Raw genomic sequence first — 18,164 nt, forward strand, 5'->3', positions numbered from 1 at the left:
CATTAACGCATTGAACTTAGATTCGGCATAGACGATCGAGCGAGGGACTCTGAAAGATCCGACATAAAAGACACAATACGTTCTGCATTTACACCAAAATCACCACTACCCACCCTTGAACAAGAGCGCATATCAACTCGAATTTTATCGGACTCTACCTGTGTGATACGAATTATCACATCATCACGAAATCCAAAAATCGGCGTACGAGCGGTTGCCTCAATAATGCCGGCACCAGAATAGGTTGCCAACACATCCCAACCTCTATCCTCAACAAGTTTTTCTATTTGAGAGTAAACAACCTCTTTGCTTTTTTCAGAAAACAAAGGTTCAACTTCAGGATAGTATTTACGCTGAATAGGAGCCCAATCACGATTATAGCTCAGATCATTTTCTTGAGATTTACGGATGAAGTTAGCATTGAGAAAAGCAGGAGGGATATTTGTATCGGTTGTAATGTCGTTTATGTCAGGCAAATTGGCGCGTTGTAGATAAAAACCAATCCACATTAAGCTGTAGACCAAAGACACAATTAGAACCAAAAAGAAGAATCTCTGACACGCTATATTTCTTTCTTTCCAGCAAACACCTAGCGACACAGCAGCAAACAAAGACAAAACCAAAGAAGCCAATACACTCTTACGGAGCATAGAAAAGCCTGTAATTGGTTCAAAAATCCCAACTCGAACACCGGCAATAGATATAAATGCAATACAACCAACCAACATGAGAAGAATGTATAAAACCGGAGAGATATAACGACTCATAGACAACTCATAGCGAAAAAATAATATCTCACACCATATCGCGACTTGACGGCAACGAACAGAAGCAACTAGCTTGTTTCGACGCATTCCTTTGTATTTGCATATTTTCTGTAAGATTTCAGACAGAGAATATAAAGAATAGCGTTTTAGCAGGAGTCATTGCGTAAAAATAGGTCAAAGTAATAAATCGATTACACATGAACTAACAAGATTGAATCGCCACTAATTAGCTAGACACCTTTTAGTTAGATAAAATGATCTAATTGAGAGGTATTTATGAGCAAAACACGTTACCCAGAACAATTCAAAATTGAAGCGGTTAAGCAAGTGACTGAAGCAGGCTTTAGTGTTGCTGAAGTCGCTAATCGCTTAGGCACCACCACTCACAGTTTATACGCTTGGATTAAACGATATGGCCCTGAGGCAGAATCGTTTGCAGAGGCTTCTGCTGAGTCGAGCGAGATCCTTCGTCTTCGGAAAGAACTCAAGCGAGTGACGGAAGAGCGCGACCTGTTAAAAAAAGCCGCGGCGTACTTCGCAAGCCACCCAGACTAAGATACGCCTTTATCAGGGACCACTGTGCCGATTTTTCAGTAAGGCGACTGTGTAATCTCTTCGATGTTCATCCCAGTGGCTATTACGTTTGGTTGAAAGAGCCAAAATCAAAACTTGCTAAGGAAAATGAACGGCTAACAGGTCTTGTTAAACAACTTTGGCTGGAATCGGGTTGTGTCTACGGTTATCGAAAGATCTATCAAGACCTGAGATCCTTGAATGAATCTTGTGGTATTAATCGAGTGCATTATCTGATGCGAAGAGCAGGCCTTAAGGCTCAGGTGGGTTACCGAAAGCCTAGAGCTCGGTCAGGAGAAACACATACAATAGCCAACAATGTGCTTGAAAGACAGTTTAATCCAGAAAGCCCGAATACAGCGTGGGTTACAGATATCACCTATATCCGAACTCACGAAGGCTGGCTATATTTATCTGTCGTGCTTGATCTCTATTCCCGTCGAATAATAGGCTGGAGCATGGGACCAAGAATGGTGAAGGAACTTGTTCTTGATGCACTGATGATGGCTGTGTGGAGAAGAAAATCAAAGCAAAGGGTAATAATCCATTCAGACCAAGGCAGTCAGTTTACGAGCTATGAGTGGCATAGATTTTTGGACGATCACAATTTACAAGCCAGCATGAGTCGACGTGGGAACTGTCATGATAATGCTGTTGCTGAAAGCTTTTTCCAGCTTTTAAAGAGAGAGCGAGTGAAGCGAAAGATTTACTCGACAAGGGGCGAAGCCAAACAAGACATTTTTAATTATATAGAAATGTTTTATAACCCTGTCAGACGCCATAGCGCTAATGATATGTTGTCACCTGTTGAGTATGAGAAACTGTTCGAAAAGATGACTGAGAAGTGTCTACTGAACTAGTGGCGATTCAGATCTCCCTATAAAAAAATTGTTGTCTAACAGCTAATTACCATAGTTAGAGTTCAAACCTGAAAACTTACCAAAGCAACATTAGAGAGTGACCGTCAAAGTAAAAAAACAGTCAAAGTCACCATCCCCCCACAACAAATAGCTGTAAGATTAACCTGTGAAATATCTACACCAAGAGTCTGTTGCAACACATTATGTTGTATTGTGTTTAAGCAAGGGCGCAGCCATAAATAAGTAAGACACAATGATCCGTGTAGAGACTCGATGTTAGGCGATAACTTAACCCCTAAACGAGAAGATATCTATCAGCACCCTAAAAAAGTAACTGACAGACAAGAATAGGACATTGGGAAGGAGATGCGGTGATAATATGACCAAAAGCAACTATTGGAACACAGCAATCTTTTTGATTTTGTGACTCACTCGACCACAAAAAAAATGTAATCACTACAAGGCCCTTTTTCAAGATCGTCGATGACAATATTACAAAGCCAATCAATATACTCAAATATCAGTGGGGCCAAAAAGAAGCATAACACGGAGCTGTGACGAAACAGTAAAGATGTGCCTGCATCCTTTTTAATTAAAAGGATGCAGACTTTAAGGTTTTTAAAATGTATGAATTATCGAAAAATAACAATTATAATTGAATTTAAATTATCAATTTATCTTCTCTTAAATATTAAACCCAAAAATAGTAAATAGCATTATAACAAAATATAATTACACGAGCCTGTTTTAATTATGTACATTAGAAAAAGTACTAAAAGTGTTTTTTTCATGTACGAATCGACAATTGTGAAGTCTACTTAATATTAACAAGACACAAAAAAACAATAAGATTACAACCAACTTTATTAATATCAAAAATATTTAAAACCACTTCCTTTAATTTAATTTTTTAATGGTTACTGATCCATTCGATCAGATAAGCTTTCTAAGAATTGGATTCCAGAATACGTCACATCTTTCTGAATAATGCCTTGCTCAATTTTTAAGTCATTTTCATCGATAAAGTCAGAATCAACAGATTTAAGTGTTATGTTATAGTCATACGTTTTTATAAAAACTGGGAAAACTGAAAATTGGTAACTTAGTCTACGCATTAATTCTGAAAGTGGTTGATCTAAAATGCTGACAAAACCGCGACCAAATTTCTGGTCTTCTTTAGCTCTTGATAGCAACCAATCATATTGTTCTTTTTTAATATATTTATTAGGGACTTCAAGATATTGAATTTCATACTCTAAATCACCATCTATTTTACCAATAAGTTTATTGTTCCCTACATCTTCGTAACGTACAAATTTACTTTCATCATTAGCTGGGTCAATACTCATTTCAAAAATTTGTTCAGCAGATAAGTTTGGTATCTTAGCCGCCATTTCGCTAAAGGCTTTTTCAGCTCTTTCATGAACAACATTATAGTCGAATAGATATGCACTATGTTTATTATGATCAATAACATATTGACCTTTCCACTTTACAGTCATCTCGGTGAGCTTTGTATGCCTTTCATTTAGCAATTGATAATCTGTGCGTAAATAGGTATCGTTAACTTTAATAGTTATATCTACCAAATGGTTAGTCCCTTTCAAAACCTCGTATTTTAGTGTTAAATTATTGTCTGCAGCCATGGTTTGACTGCCTATCAACAAAGCAGAAAGAACAGTAACTATTCTAGTTTCTTTTAACATGTTTAGTATATCCTTATTAGCTTGATCAAATAACATTTTTTTTGAGTTTCTTAACACAATCTAAAGTAGGTAATATTGTGTTCAATCTAACAACTTATTGCCCATTATTATAATAACTTAGTTAATAATTAATGTACATGGTATTGGGCACATTTTCGAAATGCTGAATGTAGCTATTCCCGAAACAGGTTGCGCCTAAAACTTCCGTTATTAGATCAACTACACATTTTTATTTTTGCACTAAAGTGTGTTTTTCTGAAATCGAAAATATTTTATTATCAACGATATTGTACTCACTAACCTTAAATATCAGACCGAAAAATTAAATAATATTCGCTGTACCAGTATACATATGACACTTGCTAAACGTGCAGTATACTCGGTTAAAAATGTGATTTCGTAAAATAAAGGCTACTTTTAACAAGCTCATCAACACATTTACTTTAGCTAAAAAAGTACATCGCGATTACAGGTAAATTAGCCAAGACCCCAGAAACTCGTAAAAATAAATAACCGACACTAGATCCTCCACCATCAAATGATTTTTTATAAATTAATGGGTAATCAAAGTGATATAACAAATACAAAACATTAAATAACCCCACTCTGTTAACGTTCAAATCAATGTTTTCGCCTGTTTTTAGCTTTATAAAAGCCCTATTTAGCGCAGCATTTACTTGAGTTTGTGTATCAGACACGTGATTAATCAAATTGTAATTAAATAATACTGATTCGATATCATCCCTTTTGAATAGTCTGCTTTGCTTTAATGAATCATTTATAAATGGGTTAACTTCAATTTTCTCTTTGCTTATGGTCATCACGTGTTTTGAGCTAAATCCAAACTTGCGCCATATAAGAATGCGTTTTAATAATAGTGTACCAATAAGGAGCGGTAAATAAACAACTAAGCCAGCTACGCCATAGCTATCAACTAACCAAAGCGCGGCTACTAATGAAAGCGTAATTAAAGCAACGGTAAATAATAACTCTATTAGAAAAGACAAATGACATAATAAACGTAATAAAGGGAGTTTAATTTCACTTGTAGAACTTAAAGTATCCTGCTCTTTAAAGTGAACATTTTCAAACCATTTTTTATCGCCTAGGCTGGTTGGCTGTTCATTGTTAGTCATATTTAACTTCTTAATAAGTTGGCCATAAGCCATTTGCCATCGACTTGTCCAAACTTACATTTTCCTTTTATTGTTACGTTGTCTTTCTTTTTACCAAAAAATATTTTTGATGTTGTAAATGTGTAATTAACCCACAGCTCGTCAGTATAACCATACTTCAATGCATTCTTTTGTGATGTTTGATAAATACTGTTTTTAGCATCCTCAAGCACCTCAGTACCAACAATTGTAAAGTTATGGATACTCAAATACTGTTTTTTTGTATAATGATCATGCTCACGAGCTAACATACCTTTTACAATACTTTGGTCCATATCTTTAGGTAGCGGTGCATAAAGCTGCTTGAAAAGCTCATAATCTTGATTTAAAACGATATCTACTGACTTTTTACATTTTTCAATCGGGATACTGTAGTCAACGGCACTTGCCGTAAATGACAAAATTAATGATTGAGCCAGTGTAACAAAAGCTATTTTTTTCATAGCTTTCTCCTAAAATAGGTAATTAAAATGCACTTTACTAGTTAGCTGAGTTTCTACTCTAAAAATACCACCCGAAGTGCCCTCCACTCCGCTGCTTTCAATAGATTGCCTGTTTATTTCATTTAAGAGTTTCAGTCGAAAAATCCTCTAATATCATCTACAAAAGGTTTATCAATGTGCTCAGCTAACTCTTTTGCTATATTTCTGACATTTTCATGTGCGCGACTATAACCTAAAGTAACCCTAGATAAATTTTCAAACTCAACATGATATTGATAAAACTCTTTTTTTATAGGATGGCGAGTCGCTATTACACTTGTCATATTCTTCAATTGATAACGAACTGTCCTAATTGGATAAAGTGAACTGGATTTAAATATAAGCACACTATCATTTGCTGACAAAATTAAGCGCGATTTTAAAAAAAGTAAATGCCAACATAATGTAGAAACACATGCCCACGCAAATACATTGAAATCAGCTTTATCGTAAGACAGCACTAATTGAGCAACACAAATAAGCCCAATCATAAAACCTGTCACTCTAAATATCCCCATATCTTTGTAAATATAAAAGGTGCCATCTGATGACTTACGAAACTTTGGCTTCATAGTAACCTCAGTATATTTGCAAATAAAAACAGCACAAAAAAAGGCAGTGTAAGCTTGGCATAATCTTTTACTCGCCATAAAACCGGTGCAAAGTCGTCTATAGATTCTACATTAACATTGTTGCTAGCTTGGCTGGTTGGTTCAGTAATAAGCATCGGCTCTGCGCCACTGTGTGTTTTAATGTAAGCATTTGTGCTTAACCATAGCGCCAGATTTACAGCCAGTGATTCAGCCTCACTTCGGCTAGACAATAGATAGCGTTGATTAGCAACCAGTAGCCGCCACTTATTTTGTAAATCAGTATCGGGTTCAACAAGAAAGCCTTTACTATGTAAATAAGCATGTTGTTTGTACTTTATACCAAGTATTGAAATACTGTAGTAACAACCTTTGCTCGCAGTTGTTAACACCAGTAGCAGGTTGGTACTAAGCAATAATATCGATAACAAAACAAACACCCCAGTTGCCCATGCGTAAAATTGCAACGATAAACTTTGTGTGCTTGCACCTAAAGCTAATACAGCAAAGATCCCCCCTAAGGTACGAGTTATGACCGTTGCTTTGGTTTTAAATGCTATGTGATTTTTATCGCTAGACTTATCAAATATGTGAGAGTATGTAGTAACGCTTTTTTTTAGTTGTTCATAATTCAATGGCATAATATCAATTATTCTTATCCAAGGTGCCTACAAACCTTTTCCAGTCAGAACAAAGTGACCCGCCCTTTTCTACACATTCATCCATTACTTGTTGGGCTTTTTTCAAATTGACTTTAACACCCTTTCCATCACGGTAACCTTCAAATACAAAGTACATTGCAGTCAGGTTTCCAGCGTCGGCACCTTGTTGATAGTATTCAAACGCTTTAACAGGGTCTTTTTTACCGAATGTTCCTTCTTCATATAACTTTGCATAATAGTAAAAAGCATCAGTATTACCCTGCTCAATAGCTTTATCAAGCCAATAACGTGCCTTATCAAAGTCTTGTGGATATTCCCTCCCAGAGCTTTGTGCATAAAGACGGCCTACTCGCGCCATCGCTTCAGCATCTCCTTGTTTTGCTTTGCTACGCTGTATGTCAACATTGCGCTGTTCTTTGCTAGAAAAAGTTGCATGTAACGATGTATCTGTACCAGCTTGCAGGTCAAGTGATACAACGCAGCTAGCTAAGCCTAGTATGATAGCTAATGGTAATTTTTTCATCTGTATAATCCTTATAGAAAGCGGGCTATATAGGCCCAATGAAATTTTTTGAGTAACAAAGCTTTATGATGCTAAATTTTCTTGCTCCCCTTTTTAATACATTACGCTATAGCCATTTATTTTGATCGTGTAGCTACACTAGATTGATGTGGCCACTACTGTGAGTCATATAATATCGTGTTACTTACACCCGCATCAGTAGAGAGGTGAATTTTACCTTTTGTAATACTATCAGGGACATTGAAAGTAATCGAATTTGCAGATATATAAGAGGGTGCAATCGCTATATCATCTAGTAGAACGTTGGTATCTTGCGTTACCCCAGCCACATTGATTGTATAAGCAGTACCACGTTTAAGCATAACAGTAAAAGAGCCTAAAATAAGTGGTCCATCATTACTATAGGGTGTGATGTAAATATCATTTGTTTTTAAGCCGCCAACATATAAAAACGCTCTATATTTCCCTTTTGCGATATTAAGCTTAAATCTATATTTCCCCTCACTATATGTGGGTGTAAAATTATAAATGTTGCTTTGCGAATAAATGACCAAAAGTGGCGCGTCTACACTCTCCATGTTCATACCGTTTACAACGACGGTATCATTACCTCTAAATACCTCTTTAGTCGTTACCCCATTAATTAATGAACTCAAGCTATTAATTTGAACGAATGGTATTGAATTCATTGAGATACTTTCTGCTTTTTCATACGCAGCTGAGTCATGAATGTCTAATATGAAGTCACCATCATTATCTAAGTCTATAAAATCAGCTAGACCATCATAGTCCGAATCAAGTGGTGATCCTTTATCATTTGCCTTTTCTTGACTATCGGGAATTGAATCACCATCGCTATCTAGGTCAATAAAGTTGTAAAAACCATCTTTATCAGGATCGGTAAAACCCTCTAACTTATCAGCAATTGAATCACCATCACTATCATCGTCAAGCATATTAGGTATGCCGTCACCATCAGAGTCTAACCCAATAGATGCATCCACATAGTACTCATAAAAATCGGGGATTCCATCCTCATCGGTATCTTGACTTTCAGGTAGAATCCCAAGCGCCCTTTCTTTGTTGTCGGGAATACCATCGATATCTGCATCATAAAAAACATCTACTTGATATCTAAAGCTTGGATCTCCGCCAGAATTAGCGTCAATGACTCCCAAATGAAATAAACCATCTTTAGGAATAATAACAGTTACGAATAAGGTTTTATTTTCTTTACTATAATGAATTAAAGAAGAGTTAATAGCTAAACCACTCTCATCAGAAAAGTAAGCCTTGGGAGCAAAGCTTTCTGACTCATAGGTAACCAATGCTGAAACAAAGTCTCCTTTTTTGCCTTGAAAACTATAAAGGTCACCATTGTCTCTTTCGTTTGAAATAGCACCTCTCACCCTAAAAGGGATCCCAGTATCTAAAGGTGTAGCAACGCTGGGGTTATCATTAGGTTCACTATTTTGTACCTCAACAAATTTAGAGCGAGTAGTATCGAATGGGAAATCATCATCAACATCAGGCACGCCATCACTGTCTTCGTCTTTGTTTTGCCATGTGCCTACATGAGAAGATGGCTGAATGGTTTTTGCGTGTGATGGTGTTGTATACATTAGTGAACAAAAAGCGCTGCTAACAGTTAAAAGCCAGATGTAAAATAATGGTGTTTTCAAGAGTCCATCCTTGTTGATTAATCCGTTAATGTATTGATTGTTTAAGCTTATGTTCTAAATCTAATTTTACCGTACCATAATTTCTAATAAATATTGAATTTCCGCTCGTGACACTTGTAAACCTGATTTACCCAATGCCCTTAAAATACATTAAAACCTGCCACACGAGTGCTTTATATCGCTAGCATCGCATCTAGGTTCGGCCTTCCAACGTAAAAGTTTTCTTTTTAAAACTCTTGTACCGACTTTACGTCATGGTCTACTAGTAAGTCCTTTGTAAAAGACTGCCAACATCACATACATAGCCATCAGTCCGCCAACAAACATCAAGCCAAAGGTAATTGTTTGCGAAAATTCAGGCTGAATTGCAAATCGATATAAACCTATGCTTAGCAATGTGATGCCCAATACGGCAATTATAACAATACTTAAAAGTCCTTTAATCATAATACACCCTCTGTTTTAAACTTAGTGTGTTGATGAATATAGCCACCTTTCCGCCAAAAAAATCAATAAGAAGGTTATTTCCTGTGAAATTTTAGCCATTAACAGCTATTTCTTTAAATAAAAAAGAGCATACTTAATTGCATACCCTCATGATCTATAAATACTTAAGTTATTCAAACAACCAGTTAACTAGATGTTACTATGATTATCCAGCCATCTTCTTTGGTATATTCAAAGCCACAACCATCCGACAAAAATTTCTTCTCACCATATTTAGCCTTAATTCTAACTTGAGCAAAAAGAGGTTTTGTTTCTGTTGACATTTTTATAGAGGTAATTTCAAAATCAGGATTTTGTGCATACTTCTGAAACTTTTCTGCTTCTTTACTCAAATATGCGATAGCACGTTTTTTTTTGTCTTCAGTATCTTTAAATTGTTTTTGCACAAAAGACATCATTTTATCAATGTCTTTATCAGCTTTTGCTTGTCTAAACTCTTGGCATTTTTTTATAAATAATGGATCTTGGTTATCTGTGGCCGGCAAGTTTACATTCGACTCATCAGCAAAAGCTGACGAGCTTACTAACATAAAACCAAAAAGTGCAATCAGTTTCATTTTGAATCCTTTGTTAGCGGAACGAATAGTGGAGATGCGGTGTATATATTGAGTTTCTCATCATAATTATTTTGTTCAGTAGCAGTGGCGTCCATCGTAAATTCAAAGCCGCCCTTCACCGGTTTCCAAGTAAAGCTGTCTACCTCAGGCGGACCAGACAATATAATTCCAGTTTTATGAATACACGCAACGCCTTTCAATAAACTTTTTTCATCTTCTAATGCCCATAAATCCTTACCAAAGGTTGACAATAAGATAGTGCACGTATGCTTACTATTTTCTATACTAACATCGTAAATCAACATCGAACCATCTGATTGAAAATCAACAGATTCTACAACAACGCCGGTTATAGATTGAGAGTCTGTACATCCATGTAAAATAGGTGCAGTGAGTAATAACAATATTATTTTATTAAACATAGTTTTCCTTATAAACCTTTTGTAAATTTATTTTCATGATCATAATTACCATTTATTTATAGACTAAATCTTCACCGATTTTACTAACTATAAAGAAGCAGGCAAAAATGCACCTAGTCACATGCAAAAAATGATTTTGAACGAGCATAGAGATATCCAAGGCTTGTGATCAAAAAAATTGCAACGCACTTTCGAGATTTTCTGATTTAGAATTCATAGTAATCAAGTAAAGGTATGGTACATATTCTGTTTTATAAATAAACTAAATTCAGCTTGTAAGTTGGTTCACCTCTATAAAACGGCTAAATATCAATAAACACTATCTATATTTCTTTATTAGCCAAAGAATGAAACTTACACTAAAGCTAATTAGTATCAATTTTTCATATCCATACTAACAAAAAAACTCGCATGCGTGTACTGCTGTAGATGATTAAAGACTTCTTTATTGCATTGATATTTTTTTCTGGCTGGGGGGAAAACACAATGGTTGCAGTGATAACTTTCCCTCGCCAGCAACCTAACAAGACATTTAGGACTTACCAAAAATTTACGATAAATAGCTGTTCGTAAAAGCCTTTTTTTAGTACTGTCCATGTTAATCTTATTGTCTTTATATACTCCCTCCTCATGTTAAAAAACAAAATTATTTTACTATCTCTATTAATAACCATCCCATTTCAATTGGCGTTTGCTTCCCCTAACTTTGCCACTATAAAAACACAAGCAAAGCTATCAGATGACACTTATCTAGAAGAAGGCACACTCAAACAACGCCTTCAAGAACAGGGTCAAAAACTGGTGCATCAATCTTTAATTCCTTTGTCTCAAGTAAGTTATTTTTTAAGTCGTGCAAATGGCGTCCAAACCATTGCCATTCGCGGCACTGCAAATTTAGAAAATGCCATGCTGGACTTAGATCTGGAATTAAGACCAGACGCCATTCTTGATGTGAAACTACACCAAGGTTTTGGCTCTGGAGCAAAAGCCGTTTATGAGGATATCAAACCATTTTTAGCGAAAGACAGACCCATCCACCTAACAGGTCACAGCCTGGGTGGTGCTATTGCCGTAATCCTTGCCATGTACTTGCAAAAAGATGGCTACTCTGTGGAGCAGGTAATCACTTTTGGCCAGCCTAAAGTGACGAATGTCACAGGCGCAAACAAGTTTGATGATTTACCATTGACTAGAGTCGTCACGCTTAATGATATTGTTCCTTTAGTTCCACCTATCAGCCCGATGCAGATTAGAGACTTAGATATTTTTTGGCACATGGGAGAAGAAATAATTCTCATGAACAAAGGCGAATTTGCCCAAACTAATGGCGTAAAAGCTATGCTAAGAGCGACCAAGTTCACAACATCAATCCCAAGCGAAAAGAACTTAATTGCACATCAAATGACGACTTATATAAAGCTGATTGATCAGCTCCAGACATCGGCAGAGAAAATACCTTATAAAACCGATATTAGCCTTTTTGGCTTCTCACTCGATTAGCCACTAATCACTTCCCAACTCCCCTTATAACAAAATTCCACGAATCATTTTTTGACCTTCCGCTTTGCTTAATCCTTCTACAACACGACCTTACACCCCCTGATTTTTAACAAAACATTGCCACTAAAGATCACTCTACAGTTAGAAATAAAAATCCTTATACTTATCAAAAACCCTTAAACTATTGTTTTTAAATGCTTTTTATTTTAACTCAATCATTTCGAACAAACTTTTTCTAAACAACTCTTGACTCAATTAGTTATACATCATACAACTTAAAGGGAAGATAAATGAAATAGCGTTTTAATTTTAAATGTCAGGTGTTTTATTTAATTTTATTTGTCTTCACATACATATTAAAAGTCTCTTAAAAGATAAAAATATTAAACAGGATGCTTACTTTATGATCATTAAATCCATTTCAGTGGACGTTTTTACTTTTCCTTGCCGTCGATCTGTAGATACCGCAGGCCATGCCCATCCTGGTGATGAAAAGCATACCAAAATGGCAATGTTGCGTATCACAACCGAGTCTGGCGACGAAGGTTATGCCTTTGGACCACCGGAAGTAATACGTAAACACATCCTAGACGCCTTCGCTCGAAAAGTACTTATCGGACAAAACGCCATGCACAGAGAACGCCTATGGCAAGAGCTTGCTCATTGGCAACGTGGTAGCGCTGGTCAATTAACCGACCGGGCTCTTGCATTAGTTGAACAAGCCCTGTGGGATCTTATTGGCCGTAAATTTAACACTCCTGTGTACCAACTTCTTGGTGGCTACCGCGACAAAGTTTTAGCTTACGGCAGCACAATGTGCGGTGACGAGCTTAAAGGCGGCTTAGCAACCCCTGAAGACTACGCCAACTTTGCAGAAACACTTGTAAAACGTGGCTACAAAGCCATCAAGCTACATACTTGGATGCCTCCTGTTTCTTTCGCCCCTAGTCCAAAAATGGACATTCGCGCCTGCGCCGCTGTGCGTGAAGCTGTTGGGCCAGATATTGCGTTGATGTTAGATGGCTACCATTGGTACAGCCGCACAGATACGTTCAAAATCGGCAAAGAGCTAGAACGTCTTAATTTTGAATGGATCGAAGAACCAATGCCGGAAGAATCTACAGAGTCTTATGCATGGCTGACAAAAAATTTAGATATTCCGGTATTGGGACCAGAGTCACTTTCAGGCAAGCATTTTAGCCGCGCAAGTTGGGTTAAAAATGAAGCCTGCGATATTTTACGCGCAGGCGTTGCAGGTGTCGGTGGTATTGGGCCGTGCATGAAGGTCTCTCACCTTGCCGATTCTTTCGGAATGAACTGCGAAATCCATGGTAACGGTGCGGCTAATCTTGCGGTTGTTGGTGCGATTAAAAACTGTGCTTGGTATGAACGTGGATTACTTCACCCATTTCTAGAATACGATGATGTGCCAGCCTATCTCAATAGCATCGTCGATCCTATGGATGAAGATGGTTATGTTCATTTACCTCAAAAACCTGGTTTAGGTGAAGACATTAACTTCGAATACATTGCCAATAACACAGTGGAAACCTATTAATTAAATCACATAAAAAATGAAACGTCGCTGGCACTATGAGCACCAGTCAGCGGCAATGCTTATCCATTACAAAAATAAAGAGGAAGCAAAAAATGAACGTTTCAAATCTGCTTAAATATTGTGCACTTTCAATAGCGGTTAGTGCCACTATCGCTCCCAGTGCGAATGCTATAACACCAGACAATCAACTGGTTATCGGTATGAGTATGGATAACCTATTATCCCTCGATCCGGCTTCAGCCAGCGGCCTAGATGTAGTTGGCGTGAACTCTAATTTATATGACATGCTAATTGAGTTGGCACCAAAGGAGCCATCAAAAATTTCACCTGCTATCGCGAAAACTTGGACTATAAGTGAAGACGGTAGCCGCATCACATTTCAGTTAAGAGATGATGTCACCTTCCACTCTGGCAACAAACTAACAGCACAAGACGTCGCTTGGTCATTTCAGCGCGTTTTGAAGCTCAATTTAGCTCTAGCTTCTACTTGGAAAACATATGGTTTTACTGCTGATAATGTCGAGCAAGCTATCCAAGCAAAAGACGATTACACGGTTGAAATAACCTTACCAGAAAAAACAGACCCTAAATTAGTTCTCTATACTCTGGGTAGTTCTCCAAGTGCTTTTATCATTGATAGCAAGGAAGTCCTAAAACACGAAGTAAAAGATGATTTAGGTCATGCATGGTTAACAACAAATGCAGCAGGATCAGGTCCTTTTAAGCTAAGGGATTGGCGAGCAAAAGACCGCGTACTCATGAATAGATACGATGACTATTGGCGCGAACCGTCCGAGATGAGCCGTATAGTAATGCGCCATATGACAGAGTCTCAATCATTGCGTTTGATGCTTGAGCGTGGCGATATAGATATCGCCATGGGCATGTCAATTCCTGACATCGAAGCCTTAAAAAAAGATGATAATGTCCGTGCTGAAGCGAATATTCGAGGCACTCTTTACTATGTTGCCGTGAGCATGAAAGACCCTAAATTTTCGAACAAAAAAGTACGAGAAGCCCTACGCTATTTGATCGACTATAAAGGCATTAACGATTCAATTATGCCGAACTACGGTGTTTTGCATCAACGTCCTCTCAAATTAGGACTGGATGCTACCCTTCCTGAACTTGGTTACGGATTAAATGTAAAAAAAGCCAAAGCGCTACTAGCAGAAGCTGGCTATCCAGATGGATTCAAAACCAGCATTCGAGTGCTTTCTCAACTACCTTTTATTAACATCGCCACCAGCGTGCAATCTACCCTTGCTCAAGCAGGTATTGATGCAGAGATCATTACCGGCACAGGTAATCAGGTATATGGCGCGATGCGTGAACGTAAATTCGAGATGCTCGTTGGTCGCGGGGGCGGAGGTATAGAACCACATCCTCATTCCAGCCTGCGTTCACTGGTTTACAACCCTGATAACAGTGATGAAGCTAAACTGACTAACTTCCAAGGCTGGCGTACTGGGTTTTATAGCCCAGAAATTAACACCATTATTGAAAAGGCTTTATTAGAAAAAGACACTCAAAAGCAAATTGAAATGTACCAAGACGTCCAAAACCTTTATGACACTCAAATTGGTGCCATCTTCCCTATTTCACAAATGGTAGATACCGTTTTACTTAGAAGCGATGTGAAACACTACGAGGGTCACCAAGCTGCAACTACGCGACTAAGAGAAGTCACTAAAGAGCGTTAAGGGAATTCTTTTTCAACGAAAGTACTGGTCTATATTGGCCAGTACAGCCACTAGTTGCCTCGTTTCTAGTGGCTTTCTCCCCTTTATTTTGGAGATTTACTTTGCTTACTTTCCAGTTATCGAATGTGCGTTTTAAGCATTTTCTTGGTGGCCTAAGCTCCGTCGCCATTACCCTATTAGGTTTGCTTGCATTGACGTTTTTCATCGGTCGGGTAATGCCCATCGATCCTGTTCTATCTGTCGTAGGACCCGATGCAGATAATTCAACGTATGAACAAGTTTACCAAGAAATGGGGCTAGATAAGCCTCTCTACATGCAATATTTGTATTATTTGAATGACATTGCTCATGGGGATTTTGGCAATGCCCTACTGACTGGTCGTCCAGTGATAGAAGATATTGCACGTGTTTTTCCAGCAACACTGGAACTCGCCACCATAGCGATTATTTTTGGTATTTTTATCGGTATTCCATTAGGAGTATACGCTGCAGTAAACAAAGGTCGTGCTGTTGATCATATTATTCGAGTTATCAGCCTCTTTGGTTATTCAACACCCGTATTCTGGGTGGGCATGATAGGTCTGATTATTTTCTATGCTTGGCTTAATGTCGTCGGCGGATCTGGGCGCGTAGATTTGGCTTACGATGGTTTCGTCGATCCAGTCACTGGCATGCTACTGATAGATTCGGCTCTGGCAAAAGACTGGGATGTGTTTCAAAGCGCCATCAAACACATTATTTTGCCAGCCTTTATATTGGGTTTAAACGCCGTTTCTTTTATCACTCGTATGACAAGAAGCTTCATGTTAGAGCAGCTTTCACAAGAGTACATTTTGACGGCTCAAGTAAAAGGTTTACCTAAGCATGTTGTCATCTGGCGCCATGCATTTCGCAATATTCTTGTGCAATTACTCACTATTATCACCCTCTCCTATGGTGCGCTTTTAGAAGGTGCAGTATTGATTGAAACTGTCTTTGCTTGGCCCGGATTTGGGCAATATCTTACCAGTAGCTTGCTACTCGGTGATATGAATGCAGTTGTTGCATCCATCTTATTGATTGGTCTGATTTTTATCTCACTGAACTTGCTGACAGATTTGCTTTATCAAGTATTTGATCCGAGGACACGAAAATGATTACAAATTCAACTATGAAGTCATCTGCCACCTCAAAATCAACCTACGACAGCATAATGATGTTATTACAAACGTTTGCGCATGGTTGTAAACGAATCATACGTAACCCTTTGACTGCAGTAGGACTTGTTGTCGTAATGTTGCTGCTCATCATTGCACTGTTCGCTCCTTGGATTGCAACTCATAACCCGCTTGCTCAACAGCTTAGCAATAGCTTACAAGCGCCTAGCTCCGAACATTGGTTTGGCACCGATGAATTCGGCCGTGATATCTTTAGTCGCCTTGTCTACGGCTCTCGCATAACCCTGTATATCATTGCTTTAGTCACGATAATTGTTGGGCCGATTGGCTTAGCGATTGGGACTATTTCAGGTTATTTCGGCGGCGTGATCGATACCGTATTCATGCGGATTACCGATATTTTCATTTCTTTCCCAGGACTTGTACTTGCCTTAGCTTTTGTTGCTGCTTTAGGGCCTGGCCTTGAACATGCAGTAATTGCCATAGCATTAACAAGTTGGCCTCCTATAGCCCGTTTGGCACGTGCTGAAACACTGCAATTACGTAAAGCGGATTATATTGTGGCGGTTCAATTACAGGGAGCCTCTTCTAGCCGCATCATTTTTCGTCATATTGTTCCGATGTGCTTATCTTCTGTAATCGTACGCCTGACTATGAACATGGCAGGAATTATTTTGACTGCAGCAGGCTTAGGTTTCTTAGGGCTAGGAGCTCAAGCGCCATTGCCTGAATGGGGTGCAATGATCTCCACTGGCCGTAGTTATATGTTGGAAAATTGGTGGCTTGTTGCCGCCCCTGGCGCCGCAATTATGCTCGTCAGTTTAGCATTCAACTTACTTGGCGATGGTCTGCGCGACCTACTCGACCCTAGAAACTAAAGGTGTGATTTTATGCAGAATACAAAATTAGAAGTCAAAAATCTCCAAATTAGCTTTTCTCATGAAGGGAGCCAAGTAAATGCCGTGCGCGACGTTTCTTTTTCACTAGGACAAGAAAAGCTAGCCATTGTAGGAGAATCGGGATCAGGCAAATCCACAGTTGGGCGTAGTTTAGTAAAACTACATCCTAAAAATGCCACAGTAGAAGCCGAAAAACTGCAATTTGGCGATATCGACTTATTAAAAGCCAACGAAAAAACCATGCAAGATATTCGCGGTCGTAGAATTTCGATGATAATGCAAGACCCTAAATTTTCGCTAAATCCTGTGATGCGAGTCGGCGATCAAATCGCTGAAGCTTACCTTGCACATTACAAGGTAAGTAAAAAGGCCGCCAAAGAAAAAGCCTTAGCTATGCTAGAAAAAGTACAAATTCGTGACCCAAAACGAGTCTACACCCTTTACCCTCACGAAGTGTCTGGTGGCATGGGTCAAAGAGTTATGATCGCCATGATGCTGATTCCTGAACCAGAAATCATCATTGCTGACGAACCCACGTCGGCGCTTGATGTTTCGGTACAGCGCCAAGTGCTCAACCTACTTGATGAGCTTATTGGAGAAAGAAATATTGGCCTGATATTTATCAGCCACGACCTAGACCTAGTGCGTAATTATTGTGATCGAGTACTGGTTATGTACGCGGGACGTGTTGTGGAATCCATCAAAGCCAGTGAACTAGAAAATGCCCAACACCCATACACACAAGGCTTGCTCAAAGCACCACCTAGAATAGGCGACATTCGAAACCGCCTTCCGACCCTGCAAAGGGATCCTAGCTGGCTATACAATTAAGAGGGAGCGT

18 protein-coding genes are annotated in these 18,164 nt (G+C 38.4%); 7 read left to right on the forward strand and 11 right to left on the reverse strand.

The window, feature by feature from the left end; translation table 11 throughout:
- Window positions 1–2: 2 nt before the first annotated feature.
- Window positions 3–767 (reverse strand): DUF1499 domain-containing protein, encoded by a 765-nt coding sequence (locus tag KDW99_RS11080; protein WP_255824842.1) that lies wholly within the window; start codon window positions 765–767, stop codon window positions 3–5.
- 276 nt (window positions 768–1,043) lie between these two features.
- Here KDW99_RS11080 and KDW99_RS11085 point away from each other — a divergent pair.
- A protein-coding gene (locus KDW99_RS11085; RefSeq protein ID WP_370646783.1) for an IS3 family transposase occupies window positions 1,044–2,200 on the forward strand; the annotation gives its coding sequence in 2 pieces (ribosomal slippage) (window positions 1,044–1,289 and window positions 1,292–2,200; 1,155 coding nt in all).
- A 917-nt stretch (window positions 2,201–3,117) separates the two neighbouring features.
- Here the strand turns inward: KDW99_RS11085 and KDW99_RS11090 are convergent.
- The 10 genes from KDW99_RS11090 to KDW99_RS11135 all read right to left on the reverse strand — a co-directional run bounded on the left by KDW99_RS11090 (window position 3,118) and on the right by KDW99_RS11135 (window position 10,506).
- Window positions 3,118–3,906: a hypothetical protein gene (locus KDW99_RS11090; protein ID WP_255824844.1), complete on the reverse strand. Its 789-nt coding sequence runs from the start codon at window positions 3,904–3,906 to the stop codon at window positions 3,118–3,120.
- Window positions 3,907–4,349: 443 nt separating this feature from the next.
- On the reverse strand, window positions 4,350–5,042 hold the full coding sequence (locus tag KDW99_RS11095) for a hypothetical protein (protein ID WP_255824845.1): 693 nt from the start codon (window positions 5,040–5,042) through the stop codon (window positions 4,350–4,352).
- 2 nt (window positions 5,043–5,044) lie between these two features.
- Window positions 5,045–5,524: a hypothetical protein gene (locus KDW99_RS11100; RefSeq protein WP_255824846.1), complete on the reverse strand. Its 480-nt coding sequence runs from the start codon at window positions 5,522–5,524 to the stop codon at window positions 5,045–5,047.
- A 131-nt stretch (window positions 5,525–5,655) separates the two neighbouring features.
- Window positions 5,656–6,135 (reverse strand): hypothetical protein, encoded by a 480-nt coding sequence (locus KDW99_RS11105; RefSeq protein ID WP_255824847.1) that lies wholly within the window; start codon window positions 6,133–6,135, stop codon window positions 5,656–5,658.
- Window positions 6,132–6,788: a hypothetical protein gene (locus tag KDW99_RS11110; protein ID WP_255824848.1), complete on the reverse strand. Its 657-nt coding sequence runs from the start codon at window positions 6,786–6,788 to the stop codon at window positions 6,132–6,134. Before KDW99_RS11110 ends, KDW99_RS11105 begins: the two co-directional genes overlap by 4 nt.
- A 10-nt stretch (window positions 6,789–6,798) precedes the next feature.
- Complete coding sequence (locus tag KDW99_RS11115; protein WP_255824849.1) at window positions 6,799–7,338, reverse strand: tetratricopeptide repeat protein; 540 nt, start codon at window positions 7,336–7,338, stop codon at window positions 6,799–6,801.
- Between the two features lie 155 nt (window positions 7,339–7,493).
- On the reverse strand, window positions 7,494–9,020 hold the full coding sequence (locus KDW99_RS11120) for a hypothetical protein (RefSeq protein ID WP_255824850.1): 1,527 nt from the start codon (window positions 9,018–9,020) through the stop codon (window positions 7,494–7,496).
- Between the two features lie 252 nt (window positions 9,021–9,272).
- Window positions 9,273–9,467, reverse strand: coding sequence for a hypothetical protein (locus KDW99_RS11125; protein ID WP_255824851.1), 195 nt, complete (start codon window positions 9,465–9,467; stop codon window positions 9,273–9,275).
- Window positions 9,468–9,652: 185 nt separating this feature from the next.
- Entirely contained in the window at window positions 9,653–10,084 is a 432-nt protein-coding gene (locus tag KDW99_RS11130) for a hypothetical protein (RefSeq protein ID WP_255824852.1), read from the reverse strand.
- Window positions 10,081–10,506 (reverse strand): hypothetical protein, encoded by a 426-nt coding sequence (locus KDW99_RS11135; RefSeq protein WP_255824853.1) that lies wholly within the window; start codon window positions 10,504–10,506, stop codon window positions 10,081–10,083. The genes KDW99_RS11130 and KDW99_RS11135 overlap by 4 nt, the downstream gene beginning before the upstream one ends.
- A gap of 630 nt (window positions 10,507–11,136) precedes the next feature.
- Between KDW99_RS11135 and KDW99_RS11140 the strand changes: the two genes are divergently transcribed.
- From KDW99_RS11140 to KDW99_RS11165, 6 genes are all read left to right on the forward strand, one after another.
- The gene (locus KDW99_RS11140; protein WP_255824854.1) at window positions 11,137–12,006 is read left to right on the forward strand and encodes a lipase family protein; all 870 of its coding nucleotides are present in this window, start codon (window positions 11,137–11,139) and stop codon (window positions 12,004–12,006) included.
- 403 nt (window positions 12,007–12,409) lie between these two features.
- Window positions 12,410–13,564, forward strand: a complete 1,155-nt coding sequence (locus KDW99_RS11145; RefSeq protein ID WP_255824855.1) for a mandelate racemase family protein — start codon at window positions 12,410–12,412, stop codon at window positions 13,562–13,564.
- A gap of 92 nt (window positions 13,565–13,656) precedes the next feature.
- Window positions 13,657–15,267, forward strand: coding sequence for an ABC transporter substrate-binding protein (locus KDW99_RS11150; RefSeq protein WP_255824856.1), 1,611 nt, complete (start codon window positions 13,657–13,659; stop codon window positions 15,265–15,267).
- A 101-nt stretch (window positions 15,268–15,368) separates the two neighbouring features.
- Window positions 15,369–16,403 (forward strand): ABC transporter permease, encoded by a 1,035-nt coding sequence (locus tag KDW99_RS11155; RefSeq protein ID WP_255824857.1) that lies wholly within the window; start codon window positions 15,369–15,371, stop codon window positions 16,401–16,403.
- A complete protein-coding gene (nikC, locus tag KDW99_RS11160; protein WP_255824858.1) occupies window positions 16,400–17,302 on the forward strand; it encodes a nickel transporter permease in 903 nt (300 codons plus the stop codon). The genes KDW99_RS11155 and nikC overlap by 4 nt, the downstream gene beginning before the upstream one ends.
- A 12-nt stretch (window positions 17,303–17,314) precedes the next feature.
- Entirely contained in the window at window positions 17,315–18,154 is an 840-nt protein-coding gene (locus KDW99_RS11165; protein WP_255824859.1) for an ABC transporter ATP-binding protein, read from the forward strand.
- Window positions 18,155–18,164 lie beyond the last annotated feature (10 nt).

The organism is Marinomonas rhizomae (assembly GCF_024397855.1).
GTDB classification, from domain to species: domain Bacteria; phylum Pseudomonadota; class Gammaproteobacteria; order Pseudomonadales; family Marinomonadaceae; genus Marinomonas; species Marinomonas rhizomae_A.

What these genes read in the sequence shown, in the direction of transcription:
- KDW99_RS11080 (WP_255824842.1), bottom strand. Translation starts at nt 767, where the DNA reads ATGAGTCGTTATATCTCTCCGGTTTTATACATTCTTCTCATGTTGGTT.
- KDW99_RS11090 (WP_255824844.1), bottom strand. Translation starts at nt 3,906, where the DNA reads ATGTTAAAAGAAACTAGAATAGTTACTGTTCTTTCTGCTTTGTTGATA.
- KDW99_RS11095 (WP_255824845.1), bottom strand. Translation starts at nt 5,042, where the DNA reads ATGACTAACAATGAACAGCCAACCAGCCTAGGCGATAAAAAATGGTTT.
- KDW99_RS11100 (WP_255824846.1), bottom strand. Translation starts at nt 5,524, where the DNA reads ATGAAAAAAATAGCTTTTGTTACACTGGCTCAATCATTAATTTTGTCA.
- KDW99_RS11105 (WP_255824847.1), bottom strand. Translation starts at nt 6,135, where the DNA reads ATGAAGCCAAAGTTTCGTAAGTCATCAGATGGCACCTTTTATATTTAC.
- KDW99_RS11115 (WP_255824849.1), bottom strand. Translation starts at nt 7,338, where the DNA reads ATGAAAAAATTACCATTAGCTATCATACTAGGCTTAGCTAGCTGCGTT.
- KDW99_RS11125 (WP_255824851.1), bottom strand. Translation starts at nt 9,467, where the DNA reads ATGATTAAAGGACTTTTAAGTATTGTTATAATTGCCGTATTGGGCATC.
- KDW99_RS11130 (WP_255824852.1), bottom strand. Translation starts at nt 10,084, where the DNA reads ATGAAACTGATTGCACTTTTTGGTTTTATGTTAGTAAGCTCGTCAGCT.
- KDW99_RS11135 (WP_255824853.1), bottom strand. Translation starts at nt 10,506, where the DNA reads ATGTTTAATAAAATAATATTGTTATTACTCACTGCACCTATTTTACAT.
- KDW99_RS11140 (WP_255824854.1), top strand. Translation starts at nt 11,137, where the DNA reads ATGTTAAAAAACAAAATTATTTTACTATCTCTATTAATAACCATCCCA.
- KDW99_RS11145 (WP_255824855.1), top strand. Translation starts at nt 12,410, where the DNA reads ATGATCATTAAATCCATTTCAGTGGACGTTTTTACTTTTCCTTGCCGT.
- KDW99_RS11150 (WP_255824856.1), top strand. Translation starts at nt 13,657, where the DNA reads ATGAACGTTTCAAATCTGCTTAAATATTGTGCACTTTCAATAGCGGTT.
- nikC (WP_255824858.1), top strand. Translation starts at nt 16,400, where the DNA reads ATGATTACAAATTCAACTATGAAGTCATCTGCCACCTCAAAATCAACC.
- KDW99_RS11165 (WP_255824859.1), top strand. Translation starts at nt 17,315, where the DNA reads ATGCAGAATACAAAATTAGAAGTCAAAAATCTCCAAATTAGCTTTTCT.